We start from the raw sequence: 16,861 nt of genomic DNA on the forward strand, positions 1-16,861 counted from the left end.
TACTCTCATGGATGACACTCCCTCGATGAACGGTCCCTGCCTCGACGCTCGCGACCCGGCGGACCGGCGCGGCGCAGAGGTGAGCTGGAATTCCCTGCCTGCCCTGCTGATCTCTTGTGTTTCGTCTTTCCCCCGGGGCGGAGCGGTCACCGCGCTGCCGGCTACGCCGGACACCCGACCCTCGCTCGGACCCGGGTATCGCACTGCTTTCCCGGGCGTCCGCTGCACGTGCAATGACATCACGCGGCCCGCCGGCCAGCCTTGATTCACGTCAAGTTCCGCGAACCAGCCGGGCGCTGCCGGGCCGCCGCATCGCCCCGCGGTGCTCGCTGCGCCGGCGCGCCTACCTGGCCTGCAGCCGGTTCAGGTAGTCGATCAGCGCGAGGATGCGCGTACGCACGTAGGCCTCGGGATCGTAGGGCACGTCGACGTAGTACTGCGCCGCCCGGACCTGGTAGTCCTTGCCCCAGATCGGCATGTCGCGCGTTCCATGCCCCCTGACCTCGTGCCGACCGTCGATCACGTTGTAGACCCGCTCGAACGGGAAGACCCCGCCGTTGCGGCGCGCGAGCTGCGTCAGGTCGGGTGGCGTGACCTTCAGAAAATCGACGTAGGCGCCTCCGCGCAGGTTGGCGCCGTGACAGAGCACGCAGTTCGACTCGTACTCGGCCTTGCCGAGATCGAACCGCTCGGCAGCCACGCCGGTCGTCGCGGTCACGAGCAACGCAGTCGCCAGCATCGGCTTGATCCAGTTCTCTTCCATCGTTCTCCTCGCCTCGTCAAGTCGCGGTTCCAATCCGCTTGATCAATCTAGACCGTGCGGCTGACGCTGCGCAAGCGCATGACGAAGAAATTTCGCCCGGGTTGACGAAGGTCAACCCGGGCGAATGGCCGTCCGGACGGGCACTGCGGCACCGGGATTCGCCGGCCGCTCGTCGAACGTCAGGAGACGCCCGAGCCGGCGACGCTGCTGCTCACCGCGCTCGGCCCCTTCGGACTCGCCGCGCCGCCGCTGATTTCAGGCGTGCTTTCCGGCCGGAGAGAGATCGACGGCTGGTACCGGGCTACTTGTGCCACGGCCGTCCGCCACTGCCCGAGGAACGCGCCGTCTGCGCCTCGGGCTCGCTGGCGAACAGGCTCCAGCCCTGATACTGAGCGGTCGTGAACAGCGCCAGCGCGAGCAGCCCGGCGATCCAGTTGGTCCTGATCATCGTTTCGTGTCGCTCATCGGCGCCGCTCAGCCTCCGCCCGGGGCGCCGATCGAACTCTCGTTCCAGCGCCGCGTTTCGAAGGCGCTGCGCCGCCAGCGCGAGACGAGCGGGAAGATCGCCAGAAAGATCAGCAGCAGGACGAAGTTCGACCAGGCCGCCGGGTTGCGCACCACCTCGATGTTGTCCACCACCGACTCGGGGCTGTCGGTGCCGAGTTCGTATTCGAGAACCAGATAGTACGTTCCGGCCGGAATGGCCCGGAAGAGCAGTTCGTCGCTCGGCGACCCCTCCGACCAGCTCTCGCCTTCGTCGACGCCCTTGTAGTGGCTGATCTCCTGCATGCCGAAGTGGGCCTCGCCGGTGTTCTTCTCGACCAGCGTCGTGTTCAGCGACAGCCAGTTGTTCACCACACTCGTGGAGTGGCGGACGAGCAGCGCGCGCGCGCGCCGGCTGACGACGAACTCCTGGCTGGTCACCTCGTCGTTCTGCGGCGAGAGGACGATCGACTGCCTGAGCACGACCTGCGACGCGAAGAAGAAGGCAAAAGCGAGCTGCAGCGCCGTCGCCGCGAGCGCGAGCTGCCAGAACAGCCGGCAGGTCTGGCGGTGCCGGTCGGCCCAGGGGTTCGGCTGGTTGGCATAGACGCCGCTGCGCTTCGGCGGCGGCGCCTCGACCGCGAAGGCGCGGCACAGCGCTTCGGGCTCCAGGTACTCGGCCTGCGACCAGGTCGATTCCCGGTCGGTCAGCTCGCGCGAGAGGAGCAGCGGCAGGCCCAGGTAGTCGTCGACCATCGCCGTCTCGCCGACGGCAACCCGCCAGTAGAACTCGCCGACGACGTAGCTGACTTCGGCGCGCCCGCGGTTGAACAGTCGGAACTTCTGCTTGCCGCGCCAGAACTCGCGCTGCCCGGCACCGACCGACGGCGGATTGGCGACGCTGCGTGCAAAGTTCCAGTGCCCCTGGTACTCGACCAGCCAGGCGAAGCCCTGCTCGCGATTGAACAGCAGATACTCCGACCACGACGAGCCGGCCTCGTCGACCTCGTCGGCATCCTCACCTGCGTCGGCGAGCGAGCGCCGGCGCAGGTAGCCGATCACTTCCCAGTCGATCTCCTGCAGCCGCCCGCAGCTGCCGAGCGGCAGGAACGGGACTTCGCGCAAGGCCTGCGCGGCCCGCGAGAGCAGTTGCAGGTTCTCGTTGTCGACACCGATGATCGAGCCGCAGCTTGCGCAGCCGATGCTTTCGATCGCCGGCGAATGGATGCTCAGCGGGGCGGCGCAATGCGGGCAGTTGAACGCTCGCGCGGCAAGCTGTGGGCCTCCGCCGGCGGATGGCTCGCGTGGCTCGCGCAGGCCGACCAGCGCGAGGTCGGCGAAACCGACCGTCTCACCGGCGAAGACGAGCGGCGGCGTCTCGCTGTAGTCGATGGTCAGGAAGCGGTCGTCGCCGCGCAGGTCGGCGGTCCGGACTTCGTAGCCGGCGTTCACCCGGAACGGCAGTTCGCCCTCGCCCGAGACGCAGCGCGCCGTCTCGAGATCGGTGACCTGGTAGTTCCGGCCACCGATGCACAGCGGCATCTCCGGCGCCAGCGTCTCGAACGCCGGGAGCGTCTCGCGAGCCGCGATCAGCGAACTGACGATCAGCTCTCCGGCGGCTTCGGCGAGCCAGCCGGTCCGCCCGTCGTCGAACAGGATGTGCCACTCGTTCCAGACGCCCGCGTCGTAGTCGAGCTGGATGCGGCCGATGACCGCAAAGTGCCGGCCGCGGAAGACGCCTTCGCTGCCGATGCGGATCGGCGAACTGTCTTCGAGCAGCTCGGCCATCCGCCCGAGGTTCTGCAGGCTGTCGCCGCTGCGCAGTAGTGTGCTGCGACAGAAGTCGCAGACGACGTAGAGCGAGGTCACCGAGCGGAAGCCGACCGGCGCTCCGCACGACGGACAGATCGCGGTCTTCACGGCTCAAGCGGCGAGCAACCCGGTCGCACGCGCGCGCCTGGCTGACCCGTCAGGCGAGCTTGCCGAGCAGCTCGGCCTTCTTGGCGTCGAACTCGGCCTGCGAGAGGATGCCCTTGCCGACCAGGCCGTGCAGCTTTTCGAGCGTCGCGACGACCTCGTCGGCACTCACCGCCGCGGCCACCAGCGCAGCGCCGGGCGCGGTGGCAGCGCCGCCCTGCATCGCCTGGGCCATCGCGGTGGTCATCGTCTGACCGATCCCCAGGCCGGCACCGAGACCCGCACCGATACCGGCGATGCCGCCCTCGTTCTGCGCGGCCAGCGGAATGGCTGTGGCCACCTGATACTGCGTGAATCGCCCGAGGTCGCCGATCATGTTCATGCCGATCCGCTGGTCGAGAATCTTCTGCAGTTCTTCCGGCAGCGTGACGTTCTGGACGACGAAGCTGTCGAGCGCCAGGCCGTAGCGCTCGAAGACCGGCAGCAGCTTCTCGCTGAGCCGCCGGCCGAGTTCTTCCTGATTGGCGGCGATGTCGATGAACGGCACGCCTGCCTCGCCGAACAGGTCGGTCATCGACCCGATCACCGTGTTGCGCAGTTGGCCGTCGAGGTCGTCGACGGTGTACTGCTCGCGCGTTCCGGAGATCTCGCTGTGGAACTTGCGGGCGTCGGTCAACTTGTACGAGTAGATGCCGAACGCGCGCAGGCGGACCATCCCGAAGTCCTTGTCGCGAATGGTGATCGGATTCGGCGTTCCCCATTTGCGGTCGAGCTGCAGGCGGGTCGAGAAGAAGTAGAGATCGGACTTGAAGGGCGACTCGAACAGCTTGTCCCAGTTCTTGAGATAGGTGAGCACCGGCAGCGTCCGGGTCGTCAGCTTGTACTGACCCGGCGAGAAGACGTCGGCAATCTGCCCTTCATTGACGAAGACGGCCATCTGCGATTCGCGAACGGTCAGCTGCGCCCCGTACTGGATTTCGAAGTCCTGCATCGGATAGCGCATGGCCAGCAGGCCTTCCCCCTGTTCAGTCCATTGGATGACATCGATGAACTGTTTCCTGATGAAGTCCATGAGCGCCATGGTGATCTCCTGAAAGCAATGGTGGGGAAGCGGTGTCGAGCGGTTCAGGACACCGGAAGGTGGGTCGCTCAGTAGCTCATGCAGGCCGCGTTGATCAGCCCGATGCTCAGCGAGACGACGGCGAGCAAGGTCGCCGGAGCGATCCTGCCGGCCGGGATGTCCTCGTTCAGATGCGGCAACGCCAGGCGCGTCGCCAGATAGGCGAGAATCTGGATGACCAGCGCGATCGCGCCCCAGGAAGCGAGGTCGACCAGCGTATCGCTGTGCGCGATGACATTGGCCACGGGCATCGCGAAGCCGAGCAGCGCTCCCGACAGACTGACCGCCGCGGCGATGTTGCCGGCACGGATCAGCGCCACCTCATGATACGGCGTGACATTGAGGTAGATCAGCAGGAACAGGGCGAGCAGGACCAGCGCCACGCCAAAGTAGGCGAGGAACGAAGGCAGCGTGCTCAGCAGGTGGGCAGGCATCATCGGGCTCCTGTCGACGGCAACGGGGACAGTGACTCAGACGGTATCGGCATAGCGCACCAGACCCTTGAGGATCAGGTCATCGACGCACTCGAAGGGAATCTGCAGGTGCGCGGCGAGATGGCCGGCGGCGCCGCCGGTCAGCAGACAGCGCGCGTCACACTCTCTGGCGAGCGTCGCGAACACGCGCTCGACCGCTCCGAGCTGCGCCTGCAGGCAGCCGCTGAAGATCGCGTCCTCGGTATTCCGCGGCTCGTCGCGGAAGGCGCCCTCGGCGAAAGGCAGCTGCGCGGTGTGCCGGGCCAGCGACTCGCGCATCAGGTCGAAACCCGGAAGGATCAGCCCACCCCGGAAGAGCCCCGTGCCGTCGAGCAGGTCGACGGTCGTCGCGGTGCCCGCACAGACGACGAGGCACGCTGCGGTGGACAAACCGCGCGCGCCGATCAGCGCCGCCCAGCGGTCGGCGCCGAGTTGCCACGCGTGCTCGTAGCCGTTGCGCACGCCACAGGCTTCGGCGCTCGGGTGGAGGAAGACGATCCGGCCGTAGCGCTTGCCGAGCACCGACGAGATCGCCTCGGCGACCGCCTTGCCGGCGACGTTGCAGACGACGACCCGCGCCACGGCCGGCCACTCGTCGGCGGCATCGGCCAGCCAGGCGACGTCGGCAGTGGCCAGCACACCGCGGTCGAGCCAGCCGCTGCGCTCATGGACCGCCCACTTGATGCGGCTGTTGCCGGCGTCGATGGCGACGATCATGCCGCGCGCAGCGTCAGGTCGCCGGCCAGGCAACGCTCGATACCGCTGGCCGTGCGCAGCAGCAACGCCCCGTCGGCATCGATGCCCAGGCAGATGCCCTCGCGCTCGGCACGGCCGCCGTCGAACAGGCGGACCGCCCGATCCTGCCAGGCGTGGTGCACCTGCCATTCGTCGCGCAGAACGCTGAAACCACCGTCCGCGAAGAGGTCGAGCACCCCGGCGAGTTCGACCAGCAGCCGGGCCAGGATCTGGTGTCGGTCGGGCAGCGGCGAGAGCGCCTGCGCGAGGGCGGCGGGACGGTAGAGGAACGGCTCTTCGCCAGGCGGAGGCAGATCGAGGTTCAGGCCGATGCCGATCACCGCGAGCATGCCACCCGGCTCGGATTCGAGTTCGACGAGAATGCCCCCGGCCTTGCCTTCGTCGAGCAGGATGTCGTTCGGCCACTTGAGCCCGACCCCGCCGGCGCCGCAGCCAACCAGCGCGCGCGCGACGGCGACGCCAGTGGCCAGCGACAACCCGGCAAGCCTCGACACACCGCCCGAAAAGCGCCAGAGCAGCGAGAAGGTCAGGCTCGCCTCGGCCGACGACTGCCAGCTGCGCCCGCGCCGGCCGCGGCCGGCCGTCTGCCGGTCGGCGACGACCAGCGTGCCCGAACGGATGCCCTGGCGGGCGCGCTCGAGCAGCACGCTGCTCGTCGACGGGCACTCGGCGAGGGCGTCGACGACGAACCGGCCACTCGCCGTCCCGAGCAGGGAATCGAGCAGCGACGGATCGATCAGTTGGGAACGGGGCGACGAGGTCATGACCGCAAAGTCAGGGCGAGTTGCGCATTATCGCCGATAATCGGGCGGCGGCAGTCAACCCCGCTCGCCCGCAGCGGGGATCAGCGCGGCGCGCAGTTGTCGCGGTCTTCGGCCGCTGCGCCACCGTCGATGCCGAGTTCCTGGATCTTGCGGGTGATCGTGTTCCGGCCGATGCCCAGAGCCAGCGCGGCTTCGATCCGCCGGCCACCAGTGTGGGCCAGGGCACGGCTGATCAGCAGGCGCTCGAAAGCGTGGCTCAGCTTCTCGTGCAAGTGCTGCGGCTCGCTGGCCAGCATTCGGTCGACCTCGGCAGCGAGCGCGATCTCCCAGTCGGGCAATGCAGCGGTGATCGCCGCGTCGCGCATCTCGGGAGGCAGGTCGGCGATCTCGACGAGTTGCCCGGGAGCCATCACGGTCAGCCAGTGGCAGAGGTTCTCGAGTTGCCGCACGTTGCCCGAGAAGTCGAGCGAACAGAGGTGCCTGAGCGCCGCCTCGGAGAAGCGCTTGCCCTCGACCCCGAGTTCCTGGGCGCTTTTCTGCAGGAAATGGCGGGCGAGGATCGGGATGTCCTCGCGCCGCTCGCGCAGGCTCGGCAGACGCACGCGAATGACGTTCAGCCGATGAAACAGGTCTTCGCGGAACAGGCCCTGGCGGACCCGCGCCTCGAGGTCCTGATGCGTCGCGGCGATGATCCGCACGCGCGTCTTGAGCGGTGAGTGGCCGCCGACTCGGTAATACTGCCCGTCGGAGAGCACGCGCAGCAGGCGTGTCTGCAACTCGGCAGGCATGTCGCCGATCTCGTCGAGGAACAGCGTGCCGCCCTCGGCCTGCTCGAAGCGGCCCTGGCGCTGCGTCGCCGCGCCGGTGAACGCGCCGCGCTCGTGACCGAAGAGTTCGGACTCGAGCAGGTCGCGCGGAATCGCCGCCGTGTTGATGGCGATGAACGGCTTGTCGGCACGCGAACTGTGCCGATGCACCGCGCGGGCGACGAGTTCCTTGCCGGTCCCCGATTCGCCGGTGATCAGCACGGTCGCACTCGACTGGCTGAGCCGGCCGATCGCCCGGAACACTTCCTGCATCGCCGGTGCCTGCCCGAGAATCTCCGGTGTGCGATCGACCTCGTCGGGCGCCCCACTCTGGTGCAGGCCCTCGGCAATCGCGCGCCGGATCAGTTCGAGCGCCTGATCGACGTCGAACGGCTTGGGCAGGTACTCGAAGGCGCCGCCGTGAAACGCCGAGACGGCGCTCTCGAGGTCCGAGTAGGCGGTCATGATGATCACCGGCAGCGCCGGGAAGCGCTCCTTGAACACTTGCAGCAGTTCGAGTCCGGATTTTCCCGGCATGCGGATGTCCGAAAGCAGCACCTGCGGAACCTCTTCGCCGGCGTCGAGCCGGCTCAGCACCTCGGAAGCCGAAGCGAAACTCCGGAAAGGGATCTTCTCGCGGGCGAGGGTCTTTTCGAGCACCCAGCGAATTGACTTGTCGTCGTCGACGATCCACACCGGTCTCATGGACTCCTCGGGCCTGGCAGTCTGTGTCATCGGCTTAGAAGCAAGAAACCTGCCAGAGACTCAGGCAAGCGGAAGACGGATCGTGAAGCAGGTGTGCCCGGGACGGCTTTCGCAGTCGATCGTTCCCTGATGCTGCTGCACGAAGCTTTGTGCGAGCGTCAGACCGAGCCCGCTGCCTCCGGCGCGTCCGGAGACCAGCGGATAGAACATCCGCTCGCCGATGTCTTCGGGGATCCCTGGCCCGTCGTCGATCACCTGGACTTCGATGGCCAGGCGATGGCGCCGCTTGAACAGCGTGACCTGCCGGGCAGCACGAGTGCGCAGCGTGATCTGGCCCCGGCCTTCGCCGCCCTCGGTCTGCCCGCTGATCGCCTGCGCGGCGTTCCTGACGATGTTCAGGAACACCTGGATCAGCTGTTCGCGATCACCGACCAGCTCGGGCAGGCTGGTATCGTAATCGCGATGGACGCTGAGCACCGTCGGGAACTCGGCGGTCAGCAGCGCGCGCACCCGCTCGAGTATCTCGTGGATGTTCACCGGCCCCGGCTGCATCGGACGATGCGGCGAGAGCAGGCGGCGCATCAGCTCCTGCAGGCGGTCGGCTTCCTTGATGATCACCTGAGTGTACTCGCGCAGGCCGGGGTTGCTCAGTTCGCCCTCGAGCAACTGGGCTGCTCCGCGGATTCCGCCGAGCGGATTCTTGATCTCATGCACGAGATTGCGGATCAGCTCGCGGCTGGCATGCTGCTGCTCGACGAGGCGCTCTTCGCGGGTCGCCCGGAGTTGCTGGTCGATCGGCCAGAGTTCGACGAGCAGGGCAACCTCGGGCGACTCGACGGGATTGACCGTGCAGTTGAGCGGCAGCGCGTCGCCACCAGTCAGCCGCAGTTCGACGTTCTGGCCGGTGTAGCTCCAGCCGTGATCGAGCACGCTGGTCAGCGCCGAAAGCAGTTTCGGGGGACAGTCGATCACGCCACCGAGCGGACAACCGGCGAAGACCCGGTTGCTGATCCCGAGCAGGTTCTCGGCTGCCGGGTTGAGGTAGCGGATGACCAGACCGCGATCGAGCAGGATGACTGCCGAGGACAGGAAGTCGAGACCACCGAAGGGGCAGTCCGGAATCTCTTGCATGCGCCTGACCGTGAGCTGAGGCGGGTCGGAGGTCTGTTGGGCGGCGAATCGACCCGCGTGGTAGCTGGCTCGCGGCCTGGCCGCGCCTTCGCCCAGCTTGGTCATCCGAGTCGCCCGCGACGATTGCTCCACACGCCCTCAGCGAAGATTGCCGAGTTCCTTCTGGATTGCTTCGACGTTGCGCTGGTGCAGCGCGACGCGGTCCTTGTACGGCTGCAGGCGCTCCTGGACCTTGCCGCCGCTGATCGCCCCGCCCTGCATCCGCTCGTTCGGCAGGATGATCGCCTCCTGCTCGGCGAGTTCCTTCCTGGCCAGCTCGACGCTCTTCTGTTCGCTGGCCAGCTCGTTTTCAAGGATCCGGCGCCGATCGGTGTCGCGCGACTTCTGCGTCTGCTCGTCGACCTTCGGGAAACTGGACGGCGTCTGGGTCTTCGCGGCCTGCCCCTTGACCCCCGGGGAGAGGTTGATCGGATCGAGGACGATCTTCCGGCAGGCCTTCGTCGGCACGTTCGAGTAGGTCACCCGCCCGTCGGCGTCCTGGCACTTGTAGATGTCCTGCGCGAGAAGCGGCGCCGGAACCAGTACGATCGATAGACAAAACGCTGGCAGTTTCATGGTCCTCGTCTTCCCGTGTCGGCAGCCGGGCAGGGTCACGAGTCCGGCCGTCGCATCCTCGGGAAGCGGCCCGTCTGCCCCATGACAGAGATTACTACTAACGCCGGGCGACGACCATCGGTAGACAAAAAAAGGACGGGCAAGCCCGTCCTTGGCCGCGAATCTGCCAATCAGCAGCTGTAGTAGAGGTCGAACTCGACCGGATGGGTGGTCATCCGCACGCGGTTGACCTCGTCCATCTTCAGCTCGATGTACGCGTCGATCCAGTCGTCGGAGAAGACGCCACCGCGAGTCAGGAAGTCGCGATCCTTGTCCAGCGAAGCGAGGGCTTCTTCGAGACTCGCGCAGACGGTCGGGATCTTGGCCTCCTCTTCGGGTGGCAGGTCATAGAGGTTCTTGTCTGCGGGCTCGCCCGGATGGATCCGGTTCTGGATGCCGTCGAGCCCGGCCATCAGCAGCGCGGCGAAGCAGAGATACGGGTTGGCGATGGGATCCGGGAAGCGCGTCTCGATGCGCCGGGCCTTGTCCGAAGCGACGTGCGGCACGCGGATCGAAGCCGAACGGTTCTTCGCCGAATAGGCGAGCTTGACCGGCGCCTCGAAGTGCGGAACGAGCCGCTTGTACGAGTTCGTACCAGGATTGGTGACCGCGTTCAGCGCCTTGGCGTGCTTGATGACGCCGCCGATGTAGTAGAGGGCGAGTTCGGAGAGACCGGCGTAGCCGCTGCCGGCGAACAGGTTCTTGCCGTCCTTCCAGATCGACTGGTGGACATGCATCCCCGAACCGTTGTCGCCGACGATCGGCTTGGGCATGAAGGTCGCCGTCTTGCCGTACTGATGGGCCACGTTATGCACGACGTACTTGAGCACCTGAGTCCAGTCGGCACGCTTGACGAGCGTGCTGAACAGCGTGCCGATCTCGCACTGACCGGCCGTCGCCACCTCGTGGTGGTGAACTTCGACCGGGACGCCGACCGTTTCGAGCGTCAGGACCATCGCCGAACGGATGTCGTGGAGGCTGTCGACCGGCGGAACCGGGAAGTAGCCGCCCTTGATTCCCGGACGGTGACCGATGCCGCCCTCGCCCTCGGATTTCTCGCCGTTCGTCCAGGCCGCTTCCTGCGAGTAGATCTTCAGGTTGCAGCCGGACATGTCGACGCTCCAGGCCACCGAATCGAAGATGAAGAACTCGGGCTCGGGGCCGAAGTACGCGGTATCCCCGATTCCCGACGACTTGAGATACGCCTCGGCGCGCTTGGCGATCGAGCGCGGATCGCGGTCATAACCACGCCCGTCGGCGGGGTCGACGACGTCGCAGGTGATCACCACGGTAGTCTCGTCGAAGAAGGGATCGACGTAGGCGGTGTTCGGATCGGGCATCAGCAGCATGTCCGACGCCTGAATTCCTTTCCAGCCGGCGATCGAGGAGCCGTCGAATGCGTGCCCGTTCTCGAACTTGTCCTCGTCGAACGCGCTGACCGGCACCGTGACGTGCTGCTCCTTGCCACGCGTGTCGGTGAAGCGGAAGTCGACGAACTTCGCTTCGTTTTCCTTGACCATGTTGATGATATCTTGCGGGCTTGCCATTGCAGAATCTCCTGAAGACAGATGCCGGTACGACCGGCGACAGGTGAAAAACGGATGCGCGGGGGTACTAGCAGAAAGCGTGCCAATATCTGCCGAGGCAGGCATTCATTGTGCCACAAGGGCCTGTCGCGTTCCGACCGTTTTCACGATGCACGAAAACAGTGCATCCGGCCGCGATCCGCACCATGCCGGTGCCCTCCTGGTGGGCCTCTGCACCAGGAGTTCGTCAGTTCCATCGCCACCGACGCGACCGCCATCCGCTGAGGTGGGCAGTGCCTGAGCGCGGCGTCCATGGTTTATACTCGGCCTCCGCCGGAACACCTTCGCCGCGCAACCGACCGGAAGACGATGGGAAAACTGACCGATCTGCTGCAACTCGCCCAGGCACGCGGGCGCGACCTCGACCTGCCCTACGCAGGCGCCCTGACGCCCCGCGAAGCCTTCGACGTCTGGCAACTGGCCCCCGGATCCCGGCTCGTCGACGTGCGCACACGCGCCGAGTGGGACTGGGTCGGCCGCATCCCCGGGGCCATCGAGATCGAATGGATGTCCTATCCGGACAACCGGCCGAACACCCATTTCCTGGCGCAACTCAAGCAGCAGATCGACCGTGAGTCGCTGGTCATGTTCATTTGCCGCAGCGGCGTCCGCTCGCACCACGCTGCAGCGCTGGCGAGCACCGCGGGGATCGAGTGCTACAACGTGCTCGAGGGCTTCGAGGGCGACAGGGATGCCAGCGGCCAGCGCGGCAAGGTCGGCGGCTGGCGGCTCGCCGGCCTGCCCTGGCAGAGCTGAACGCCCGCCAGGGCGCGAGCGAAGCGACTGAACCTTTCCCTGCCAGCCAGGTCTGGCTTTGCTTTCCCCCAACCCGACTGACCGATCCATGCACACTGCCGCGATCAATTTCGACAAGTTCAGACAACTGCAGGACGAAGCCTGCCACGCCCGGATTCGTGAGGCCCGCGAGCGAATCGGCCGCGAAGCCGTCCTGCTCTGCCACCATTATCAGCGCGCCGACGTTTACCAGTACGCCGACCTGACCGGTGATTCGCTGAAGCTCTCGCGTCTCGCCTCGCAGGCCGACTCGCGCTACATCGTCTTCTGTGGCGTGCACTTCATGGCCGAAGTCGCCGACATCCTGTCCAAACCCGAGCAGGTGGCGATCCTGCCCGACCTCGCCGCCGGCTGCTCGATGGCCGACATGGCCAACCTGGCGAAGGTCGAGCGCTGCTGGCGCGAACTCGGCGAGGTGCTCGAGGTCGACGAGTGCGTGACTCCGGTCACCTACATCAACTCGGCGGCCGACCTCAAGGCCTTCTGCGGCGCGCGGGGCGGCATCGTGTGCACCTCGTCGAACGCCGGAACGATAGCCGACTGGGCGTTTTCGCGGCGCGAGAAGATCCTCTTCTTCCCCGACCAGCATCTCGGCCGCTGGACGGGACATCGGATGGGCATCCCGCTCGACGAGATGGTCGTCTGGGATCCCGACCTCGAAATGGGCGGCCTCAGCACCGAGCAGATCCGCCGGGCGAGGATCCTGCTCTGGAAAGGACACTGCTCGGTCCACCAGATGTTCCAGCCGGCGCACATCCTGCGCTTCCGCAACCAGCATCCCGACGGCCTGGTCATCGCCCACCCGGAATGCAGCTTCGAGGTCTGCCGACAGTCGGACTTCGTCGGTTCGACCGAGCACATCGTCCGGACGATCAGGGAAGCCGCGCCGAACACACGCTGGCTCGTCGGCACCGAGCTCAACCTGGTCAATCGCCTCGCCGAGGAGGTCCGGCCGCAGGGCAAGATCGTCCAGTTCATGGCGCCGACGGTGTGCATGTGCTCGACGATGCAGCGCATCGACCCGCAGCATCTGGCCTGGACGCTCGAGAATCTGGCCGAGGGACGGGTGGTCAACCGGATCAGCGTCCCCGAGCACGAGAAGGAACTTGCCCGGCTCGCGCTCGAGCGCATGCTCGCCGTCTCCTGAACGCGGCAGGCGCTGACCGACCCTGACGGCGAAGAGCGGAACGCGACCGATGGGCGACGACTGTCTGCACCGCTTCCTGCTCGACGACCTCGACATCTGCGGCGCAGTCGTCCGCCTCGGATCGGTCTGGCGCAAGATGCTCGATGAGCGCAATTACGCGGTGCCGGTGGCCCGGCTGCTCGGCGAGCTGAGCGCGACGACGCTGCTCCTCGGCGCGAGCCTCAAGCAGGCCGGTCGACTGACCATTCAGCTGCGCGGCAGCGGTCCGATCTCCCTGCTGGTCATCGACTGCAACGAGCGCCTGGCGATTCGCGGCATGGCCAAGTGCGCCGAAGCTCCGCCGAGCGAGCGGATCGCCGACCTGCTCGGACACGGGCAGCTGCTGCTTTCGCTCGACCAGCCGTCGATGCGCGAACCTTACCAGAGCATCGTGCCGCTCGACGGCGAGACGCTGGCCGATGTCTTCGAGCACTACCTCAGGCAATCCGACCAGTCGCCGGCGCGCCTCTTCCTGGCGGCATCGACGGATGCCGCGGGCGGACTGCTGCTGCAAAAGCTGCCGACTGCCGACCAGCGCGACGCCGACGGCTGGGGACGGGTCGAAGCGCTGGCGACGACGGTGCGCACAGCGGAGATCCTGACTCTGCCGGCCGACGAGTTGCTGCGGCGCCTGTTCCCTGAAGAGGCCGTGCGTCTGTTTCCGGCGCGGCCGATCGCGCACAACTGTCCGGAGAACTGGGCGAAGGTCCGTGCGCTGCTGCGCTCGCTCGGCCCGTCCGAGGCTTACGCCGCTCTCCGCGAGACCGGCGAGGTCGTCGTCCGCGACGACCTGTGCAATCGCGAGTACCGCTTCGACCGCGCGGCGATCGACGAGCTTTTTCGCGACTTCGCCGGCCCCTCCGCTTCGCCGCCGACGATTCACTGAGAGGTTGCGCACCACCGGGCCCTGAAGCCCGGGGAGAATCGCCAGCGCTGCGTCGAGCCGCCGCTCAGAGAAGCTTGCCCGGATTCATCAGCCCGCGTGGGTCGAGCGTCCGTTTGAGCGCGCGCATCAGCTCGATTTCGACTGCACTCCGGTAGCGCAGCAGCTCGTGCCGCTTGAGTTGCCCGATGCCGTGTTCGGCGCTGATGCTGCCGCCGAGCTCGTCGACGAGGTCATGGACGAGGCGGTCGACCGCCGGCTGCTCGGCGAGGAATGCCACGCTCCCGGCGGTATCCGCCTTCGACTGGTTGTAGTGCAGATTGCCGTCGCCGACGTGGCCGAAGGTCACCTGCCGGATGTCCGGGAACGCCTCGCCGAGCGCCCGATCGGCGCGCTCGATGAATTCGGCTAGGCGGGAAATCGGCAGCGAGACATCATGCTTGATGCTCGGGCCCTCGCGCCTCTCGGCTTCGCCGACGTTTTCGCGCAGCGCCCAGAGCCGTGCGGCCTGCTCGCCGCTCTGGGCGAGGACCGCGTCGCGGATCGCTCCACGGTCGATCGCCTCGGCCAGGAAGTCGGCGAGCTCGGCGCGCAGGCGCTGCTCGTCGCCGCCAGCCGACAGTTCGATCAGCAGATGCCAGGGACTCGCCGTGACACGTGGGTGCGGACCCGGCAGATGGCGGCAGACGAGGCCCAGGGCGACCTCTGAGACGAGCTCGCAGGCGGTCAGCGCGGCACCGAAACGCTCGAGCAGTTCGCCGAGCAGGCGCACGGCCAGTGCCGGAGAATCGATCGCCAGCCAGGCCGTGGCGACGGCGCGCGGCAGCGGAAAGAGCTTGAGCACCGCCGCGGTGATGATCCCGAGAGTGCCCTCGGCGCCGATGAACAGTTGCTTCAGATCGTAGCCGGTGTTGTCCTTGCGCAGACCGCGCAGACCGTTCCAGATCTCGCCCCCGGGCAGGACGACTTCGAGACCGAGCGCCAGATCGCGGGCATTGCCGTAGCGCAGGACATGCACGCCGCCGGCGTTGGTCGACAGGTTGCCACCGATCTGGCAACTGCCTTCGGCGGCCAACGACAGTGGGAAGAGCCGTCCGGCCGCAGCGGCGGCGTCCTGTACGGCGTGCAGCAGGCAGCCGGCTTCGACGGTGATCGTGTGGTTCGCGGGATCGATCGCGCGTACCCGGTTGAGGCGCGCGAGACTGACGACGACCGTCTCGCCGCCGGCCGCGGGCGTCGCCGCTCCACAGAGGCTGGTGTTGCCGCCCTGGGGTACGATCGCCACACCGGCGTCGAAGCAGGCGCGGACCACCGCCGAGACCGCGGCGGTGTCCGGCGGTCTGACGACGCAGATCGCCGCACCGCGGTAGCGCCCGCGCCAGTCGACGAGATACGGCGACAGCTCGGCTTCTCCGGTCAGGACGTGGTCGCTTCCGAGCAGGTCTGCGAGCCTGCCGATCAGTACCGAATGACTCACCAAGGGCCTCCTGGCATCAGTCAGAGGTCGAGGAGCCGTCTGCGACGTGGCCGCTCAGAGGTTGTGAACACATCTGCTGTGCCACCGATCTGCGGTGTTTCTCGCTCGCTCACTTCTCGCCTATCGCTCCGGTTCAGCGGCGGACCGCGCAGCGGGCCGTGCGCTGGAACCGGTTGTTAGCCCGCCTGCCTGTTCATGCGACCTCGGCATAGTAGACCCCCACGTTCCGCTCCGGGTAGCTTTCGTACACATGTTCGAAAAGCGCTGAGCATTTCTGCGCGAACAACGGCCGGTCATAGGCCGCCGGTAGCGTGTCGAGCGTGTCCTCGATCGCCAGCTTCAATGTCGACCGCGCCGCCGACTTCTGTCGCCAATTGAGTACCAGCAATGTCTTAAGGCGGGAGAGCAGAGCCCTGGCCACCTTCTTCACCTCGTCGCGTTCGGCCGTGGTCAACTCCGGCGCCGGTCGCGTCAGGATGTCGAAGATCACCAGTTCCTCTTCGCTCAGATGCTCGCGCACATGGCGCTGCTGCTCGTCATCGAGGCTGTTCGACAACTTCAGCAGTTCCTCGAAGAGCTGTTCGATATTGCGGCTGCCGTTGTTGTAGCTCTCGATCAGCGCCTCGAACCTCTCGGCGAAGTCGGTGCGCGTGCGGTTCAGGCGCACGAGCTTGGCCAGCCTGGCTGCGATGGCCGCCTTCAGCGCTTCAAGCTCGGTGTTCTTGTGCGTCGATTGCCTGAAGCGCTCGGCCAGTGCCTCGAAGTTGATCTTCGAAAGATCAATGGCCGGCGGCCCACCCTCGCGGATGGCGTGGCCGGTGATCGAGTCGTCGAGCAGCTCGCCGATCTGCTTCAGGATCGTGGCGATATCCGGCGGGTCCGGGCTGAGCTTGGCGCGGATGGCGGCCGCCAGCGTGGCGATGCCGGCGACGCGCTGCGAAAACTCGATCGCCGCCGGGGCCGGCTTCACGGCGCCGTACACCGTTCCGACAAACTTCTCGTGGCCGAAGAAGTCGCGCCGCACGGCATCGGGGCCGATCAGCGCGTTGATGGCGTTCTCCACGGCAGCCAGGCGCACCATGCTGCCCAACGGCAGGGCTTCCATCGCAGCCAGATCGACCCCGTGACCCGCACAGAAGGCGGTGGCCGCAGCGATGGCCTCGCGCAGCGCCGCGACCAGTTGCTCCTTGTCCTTGACCGGGTTGGTACCGCCCTTGCCGGCCCCGTAAATCGCCAGCGCCTTCTCCAGCGAGGCGAAGACGTTGGCGTAGTCCACGATCACGCCGCTGTGCTTGCCGGGGAACACGCGGTTGGCCCGGGCGATGGTCTGCATCAGCGTGTGGTTGCGCATCGGCTTGTCGA

The 16,861-nt window shown here is 66.8% G+C and carries 16 protein-coding genes; 3 read left to right on the plus strand and 13 right to left on the minus strand.

Going from position 1 to position 16,861, the window contains the following annotated elements:
* Positions 1 to 343 precede the first annotated feature (343 nt).
* From NFW05_RS12035 to glnA, 11 genes are all read right to left on the minus strand, one after another.
* Positions 344 to 763: a c-type cytochrome gene (locus NFW05_RS12035; protein ID WP_295306991.1), complete on the minus strand. Its 420-nt coding sequence runs from the start codon at positions 761 to 763 to the stop codon at positions 344 to 346.
* Between the two features lie 301 nt (positions 764 to 1,064).
* Positions 1,065 to 1,211, minus strand: coding sequence for a hypothetical protein (locus NFW05_RS12040; protein ID WP_295306995.1), 147 nt, complete (start codon positions 1,209 to 1,211; stop codon positions 1,065 to 1,067).
* Positions 1,212 to 1,237: 26 nt separating this feature from the next.
* Positions 1,238 to 3,166, minus strand: coding sequence for a DUF4178 domain-containing protein (locus NFW05_RS12045; protein ID WP_295306998.1), 1,929 nt, complete (start codon positions 3,164 to 3,166; stop codon positions 1,238 to 1,240).
* 49 nt (positions 3,167 to 3,215) lie between these two features.
* Positions 3,216 to 4,244 (minus strand): SPFH domain-containing protein, encoded by a 1,029-nt coding sequence (locus NFW05_RS12050; protein WP_295307001.1) that lies wholly within the window; start codon positions 4,242 to 4,244, stop codon positions 3,216 to 3,218.
* Between the two features lie 68 nt (positions 4,245 to 4,312).
* Positions 4,313 to 4,720, minus strand: a complete 408-nt coding sequence (locus NFW05_RS12055) for a DUF350 domain-containing protein (RefSeq protein WP_311104712.1) — start codon at positions 4,718 to 4,720, stop codon at positions 4,313 to 4,315.
* Positions 4,721 to 4,753: 33 nt separating this feature from the next.
* Positions 4,754 to 5,473, minus strand: coding sequence for a type III pantothenate kinase (locus NFW05_RS12060; protein WP_295307004.1), 720 nt, complete (start codon positions 5,471 to 5,473; stop codon positions 4,754 to 4,756).
* Positions 5,470 to 6,276 carry a biotin--[acetyl-CoA-carboxylase] ligase gene (locus tag NFW05_RS12065; RefSeq protein ID WP_295307006.1) on the minus strand — a complete coding sequence of 269 codons (807 nt, stop codon included), beginning with the start codon at positions 6,274 to 6,276 and terminating at the stop codon, positions 5,470 to 5,472. The genes NFW05_RS12060 and NFW05_RS12065 overlap by 4 nt, the downstream gene beginning before the upstream one ends.
* Before the next feature lie 80 nt (positions 6,277 to 6,356).
* A complete protein-coding gene (ntrC, locus tag NFW05_RS12070; protein ID WP_295307009.1) occupies positions 6,357 to 7,787 on the minus strand; it encodes a nitrogen regulation protein NR(I) in 1,431 nt (476 codons plus the stop codon).
* Between the two features lie 60 nt (positions 7,788 to 7,847).
* On the minus strand, positions 7,848 to 8,918 hold the full coding sequence (gene glnL, locus NFW05_RS12075) for a nitrogen regulation protein NR(II) (RefSeq protein WP_295307034.1): 1,071 nt from the start codon (positions 8,916 to 8,918) through the stop codon (positions 7,848 to 7,850).
* 138 nt (positions 8,919 to 9,056) lie between these two features.
* A complete protein-coding gene (locus NFW05_RS12080; protein ID WP_295307012.1) occupies positions 9,057 to 9,533 on the minus strand; it encodes a DUF4124 domain-containing protein in 477 nt (158 codons plus the stop codon).
* Between the two features lie 170 nt (positions 9,534 to 9,703).
* A complete protein-coding gene (gene glnA, locus NFW05_RS12085) occupies positions 9,704 to 11,119 on the minus strand; it encodes a type I glutamate--ammonia ligase (RefSeq protein WP_295307015.1) in 1,416 nt (471 codons plus the stop codon).
* A 348-nt stretch (positions 11,120 to 11,467) separates the two neighbouring features.
* Here glnA and NFW05_RS12090 point away from each other — a divergent pair, with 348 nt between their 5' ends.
* The 3 genes from NFW05_RS12090 (at position 11,468) to NFW05_RS12100 (ending at position 14,025) form a co-directional block, all read left to right on the plus strand.
* Positions 11,468 to 11,914: a rhodanese-like domain-containing protein gene (locus tag NFW05_RS12090; RefSeq protein ID WP_295307017.1), complete on the plus strand. Its 447-nt coding sequence runs from the start codon at positions 11,468 to 11,470 to the stop codon at positions 11,912 to 11,914.
* An 88-nt stretch (positions 11,915 to 12,002) separates the two neighbouring features.
* Positions 12,003 to 13,100 (plus strand): quinolinate synthase NadA, encoded by a 1,098-nt coding sequence (gene nadA, locus NFW05_RS12095; RefSeq protein WP_295307020.1) that lies wholly within the window; start codon positions 12,003 to 12,005, stop codon positions 13,098 to 13,100.
* A gap of 49 nt (positions 13,101 to 13,149) precedes the next feature.
* A complete protein-coding gene (locus NFW05_RS12100; RefSeq protein ID WP_295307023.1) occupies positions 13,150 to 14,025 on the plus strand; it encodes an Hsp33 family molecular chaperone HslO in 876 nt (291 codons plus the stop codon).
* 64 nt (positions 14,026 to 14,089) lie between these two features.
* Here the strand turns inward: NFW05_RS12100 and NFW05_RS12105 are convergent, their stop codons facing one another.
* Positions 14,090 to 15,499, minus strand: a complete 1,410-nt coding sequence (locus NFW05_RS12105; protein WP_295307026.1) for an FAD-binding oxidoreductase — start codon at positions 15,497 to 15,499, stop codon at positions 14,090 to 14,092.
* A 193-nt stretch (positions 15,500 to 15,692) separates the two neighbouring features.
* On the minus strand, positions 15,693 to 16,861 hold a 1,169-nt coding region (locus NFW05_RS12110), incomplete at its 5' end, for a type I restriction enzyme endonuclease domain-containing protein (protein ID WP_295307028.1).

This window comes from Accumulibacter sp., from assembly GCF_023806625.1.
Taxonomy (GTDB): Bacteria; Pseudomonadota; Gammaproteobacteria; order Burkholderiales; family Rhodocyclaceae; genus Accumulibacter.